Source organism: Streptomyces sp. NPDC093065, from assembly GCF_044754585.1.
Taxonomy (GTDB): Bacteria; Actinomycetota; Actinomycetes; order Streptomycetales; family Streptomycetaceae; genus Streptomyces.
Map to the genome: position 1 here is coordinate 1 of NZ_JBIVPJ010000058.1, position 4,822 is coordinate 4,822.

The following is a 4,822-nucleotide window of genomic DNA, read 5'->3' on the forward strand; positions in this document are numbered from 1 at the left end:
CCACCCGAACCCACCCGCAACACCACCACATCAGGCACCACCCCCACACCCGACAACACCTCACCCAACTCACCCCACGACACCACCACACCAGACGCGAGGGTCGTCTGCCGCCAGGCCACCCGGTACAGGGCGTCGGGGGCCTTGTCCGCCGTAACCCGTGCGGCGTCGAGGCGGTTCTTGGGCAGGGCCCGCAGCGACAGTGAGCCGACGGTCAGGACGGGAATCCCGGTGACATCGGTGATCTCCAGCGACATGGCGGCGTCCGGCCCGGCCCCCCGGCGGATACGCGCGCGCAGCGCCGACGCACCGGTCGCGTGCAGTTCGACGCCGGACCAGGCGAACGGGATGTTGGTCTCCCCGTCGTCCGGACCTTGCAGGCCGATCGCGTGCAGCGTCGCGTCGAGCAGTGCGGGGTGCAGGGCGAACTCGTCGGCGTCGGAGCGGAATCGCTCGGGCAGACTCACCTCGGCCAGGATCTCCTCGCCGTGGCGCCAGGCGGAGCACATGCCCTGGAACGCCGGGCCGTAGGTGAGACCGCCTGCGGCCAGCACGTCGTACAGGCCGTCGAGTTCGACCCGTTCGGCACCGGCCGGGGGCCATGCGGCGTCGGCGCCCGCCGGGGCGGTGCGCGGCGCGCTGTCCGCGGCCGGGCGCAGCACACCCGCCGCGTACCGGCTCCACGGAGCACCGCCCGTCTCGTCGTCGTACCGTGCGTGGATGGTGACGACACGGGTACCGGAGTCGTCCGGCGCACCGAGGACGACCTGGAGCTGGACCCCGCCGCGCTCGGGCAGCACCAGGGGGGCTTCGAGGGTCAGCTCCTCCACTCGCCCGCAGCCCACCTGGTCGCCGGCGCGGATCGCGAGCTCCAGGAAGCCGCTGCCCGGGAACAGCACGGCTCCGTCGACGGCGTGGTCGGCCAGCCAGGGGTGGGTGCGGACGGACAGGCGGCCGGTGAGGACGACGCCGTCACTGTCCGCGAGGACCGTCGCCGCCCGCAGCAGCGGATGCTCGACGATGCCGAGGCCCAGGGACGCCGGGTCGGCATCGGTGGGCGCGGCGCGCAGCCAGTACGTCTCGTGCTGGAACGGGTAGGTCGGCAGGCCGGCGCGGCGTTCCGGCAGGTTGCCCGTGTAGGCCGCCGGCCCGAAGGTGGCGTCGAAGTACGCGGTCCAGTCCGGCGAGGTGCCACGTACGTGCAGGCGGGCCAGTGCTGCGAGAGCGGTCTCCGGCTCGGGCCGGCCAGAGCGGAGCACGGACACGAGGACGGCGTCCCGGGCGGTGTCCTGCTGGGCGGTCTCCGCGAGGCAGTGCTCGGCCATCGCGGTGAGGACGCCGTCGGGGCCGATCTCGACGAACCGGTTGACCCCCCGGTCGTGGAGGGTGCGTACGGCGTCGTGGAACCGAACGGTCTGGCGGGCGTGCCGCACCCAGTACTCCGCGGAGCAAACCTGGTCGTCGGTGACCGCCTCACCGGTCACCGACGACACGAGGGGTGTGCGAGGTGCCCGGTACTCCAGGCCCTCGGCCACTTTGCGGAAGTCGGCGAGCATCGGTTCCATCAGCGCGGAGTGGAAGGCATGGCTGACGGCCAGCTTCCGTGTCGCCCGCCCCTGTGCCGCGAAGTGCTCAACGACGGGGGTGACGGCGGCCTCCGTACCGGAGAGCACCACCGACGTGGGCCCGTTGACGGCGGCGAGGTCGGCCTGCTCACCGAGCAGGGGCACCACCTCGTCCTCCGCGGCGGCGACGGCGACCATCGTGCCACCCTCCGGCAGGGCCTGCATGAGCCTTCCTCTGGCGGCCACGAGCGCCGCGGCGTCGTCGAGGGAGAGCACTCCGCAGACGTGGGCCGCGGCCAGTTCACCGACGGAGTGCCCGGCCAGGAAGGCGGGTTTGACCCCCCAGGACTCCACGAGCCGGAACAGCGCCACTTCGAGCGCGAACAAAGCGGGCTGGGTGTACTCGGTACGGTCGAGTGCCTCGGTGTCGTCGAGGACATCGCTCAGGGGCCGGGCCAGGTGCGGGTCGAGGGCGGCGCACACCGCCTCGAACGCCTCCGCGTACGCGGGGTAGGTGCGGGCCAGCTCGCGGCCCATGCCGGGGCGCTGCGAGCCCTGTCCCGTGAACAGGAAGGCGACCGTGGCCGACTCCCGGGCGAGTCCGTCGACAGCCGCCGGCGAAGACTGCCCGTCTGCCAGTGCCCGCAGGGCGTCGTGCGTGCCCCGTTCGTCGCCCGCGTCGGTCACGACCACGACTCGGTGCGCGTGCGTGCCCCGGGCGGTGACCAGGTCACGGGCCAGTTCGGGCAGTCGCGTGTCGGGCTCGGCGGCCAGGTGCTCCAGGAGGCGCCCGGCCTGTTCGCGCAGCGCCGGCCGGCTGCGCGCGGACAGGAGGAGCGGAACGGGGGCCGCGGGTCGGCCGGGCTCGTCGGCGGCGGGCGCGTTCACGGTGGCCGGCGCGGGCTCGGGAGCCTGCTCGATGATCACGTGGGCGTTGGTGCCGCTGAGGCCGAAGGAGGACACTCCGACCCGCCGTGGCCTGTCGGTGGCGGGCCATTCCTGCTCGGTGGTGAGGAGCGACACGTGTCCGGCGGTCCAGTCGACCTCACGGGTCGGCTCGTCCACGTGCAGCGTCTTCGCCAGCTTCCCGTGCCGGATGCTCATCACGGACTTGATCACACCGGCCACTCCGGCCGCCGCCTGGGTGTGGCCGAGGTTCGACTTCACGGTGCCCAGCCACAGCGGCCGGCCGGCGGGCCGGTCCTGCCCGTAGGTGGCGAGCAGCGCCTGCGCCTCGATCGGGTCGCCGAGAGCGGTGGCGGTGCCGTGGGCCTCCACGGCGTCGACCTGGTGGCCGGCGAGCTGCGCGTTGCGCAGCGCCTGGCGGATGACCCGCTGCTGGGCCGGTCCACTGGGGGCGGTCATGCCGTTCGACGCGCCGTCCTGGTTGACGGCGCTGCCTCTGACGACGGCGAGGACCGGGTGCCCGTTGCGGCGGGCGTCGGACAGGCGTTCCAGGAGCAGTACGCCGACGCCTTCGGACCATCCGGTGCCGTTCGCCGAGTCGGCGAAGGACCGGCAGCGGCCGTCGCTGGAGAGGGTGCGGTCCGCGCTGAACTCGACGAAAGTCCGGGGGGTGGACATCACGGTCACCCCGCCCGCGAACGCGAGCGAGCACTCGCCCTGGCGCAGGGCCTGGACCGCCTGGTGCAACGCGACCAGGGACGACGAGCACGCCGTGTCGATGGTCACCGCCGGCCCTTCGAGGCCGAAGGTGTAGGCGATCCGGCCGGAGAGCACGCCGGAAGAACCGTAGCTGCCGGGGTAGTTGTGGTACATCACTCCGGCGAAGACACCGGTCGGGCTGCCTTTGAGGGCCACCGGGTCGATGCCCGCACGTTCGGTGGCCTCCCACGTGGTTTCCAGGAGCAGGCGTTGCTGCGGATCCATCAGCAGTGCCTCGCGGGGGCTGATGCCGAAGAAGTCGGCGTCGAACCCGGTCGCGCCGTGCAGGAAGCCGCCCTCACGGATGTAGCTCGTGCCGGGCCGCTCGCCCTCCGGGTCGTAGAGCCGGTCCAGGTCCCAGCCCCGGTCTTCCGGGAACGGCCCCACGCCGTCCCGGCCGTCGGACGCGAGCTGCCACAGGTCCTCGGGCGAGCCGACACTTCCCGGGAACCGGCAGGCCATGCCGACGATCGCGATCGGCTCATGGGACGCGGCCGTGAGCTGTCGGTTCTGTTCCCGCAGCCGCTCGGTCTCCTTGAGTGACACACGGAGGGCGTCAAGCACCTTCTGGTCGGAGTTGTTCACTGCGCCCTCAAATCTCTCGCGTCGTGTCGTCGTCGCCGGTGTGACCGGCGCCCGTGTGCCGGCCGTCGTGGCCGTCGGGATATTCGGTGTCGGGGCCGGACGCGCTGCCTTGAAGGGCCAGGCTGATGAGCCCGTCGGCGTCCATGCCGTCGATTTCGTCGATCAGAGTGGGAGCCGGTCCGGCTCCTGGCCCGTAGTCGTCCCCCTGGTCGGCGGGGCCGGCGGCGTCGGCGAGTTCCAGGAGGCTCTCGATGAGTCCTGCCTCGCGGAGCCTGGCCAGGGGGATGGTGCGGAGAATCTCGCGGATCTCCGCCTCGGTGCCGTGCTCGTCCCCGTCGCCCTGCTCCGCTTCGTCGTCGGGAGCGAGCTCGGCGGCCAGGTAGGCGCTCAGGGCACGGGCGTTGGGGTGGTCGAAGACGAGCGTGGCCGGCAGCCGCAGGCCAGTGACGAGGGTCAGCCGGTTGCGCAGGCCCACCGAGGCCAGCGAGTCGAAGCCGAGTTCACTGAACGCCCGGTCCGGTGCGACCGCGTCGGCGTCCGTGTGCCCGAGGAGTGTCGCCACCTCGGAACGGACCAGGGCGATCACCGCCGACTCACGCTCCGCGCCAGGCAGAGCCTGAAGAGTCTCCCGCAGGTCACTTCCCGTTTCGCCGCGTGCGGCCACGGCCCTCGTCACGGGGGTGGTACCGGTGACGAGGCCGCTCAGGAGCGGAGGCGCGTGGTCTCCGGCCTCGCGCAGAGCGGCGGCATCCAGGGGGAAGGGGAGCAGAAGCGGTTCGTTCCGCCCGATCGCCGCGTCGAACAGTGCCAGCCCCTCGGCCACACCGAGCACTCCCATGCCAGTACCGGCGACACGCCGGACGTCCGATCCGGTGAGCCCCGCACCCATGCCGCCGGCCTCGCTGCTCCACAGCCCCCAGGCCAGCGACTGCGCCGGCAACCCCAACCCCCGCCGATACACAGCAAACGCATCCATAAACGCATTCGCCGCCGCATAACTCGCCTGC

At 72.5% G+C, this 4,822-nt stretch carries 2 protein-coding genes; both read right to left on the reverse strand.

Going from position 1 to position 4,822, the window contains the following annotated elements; all coding sequences use genetic code 11:
• Positions 1 to 3,815, reverse strand: a 3,815-nt coding sequence (locus tag ACIQFU_RS38560; RefSeq protein ID WP_402558053.1) for a type I polyketide synthase, incomplete at its 3' end; no start/stop codon positions are given.
• A gap of 7 nt (positions 3,816 to 3,822) precedes the next feature.
• On the reverse strand, positions 3,823 to 4,822 hold a 1,000-nt coding region (locus tag ACIQFU_RS38565; protein WP_402558055.1), incomplete at its 5' end, for a beta-ketoacyl reductase.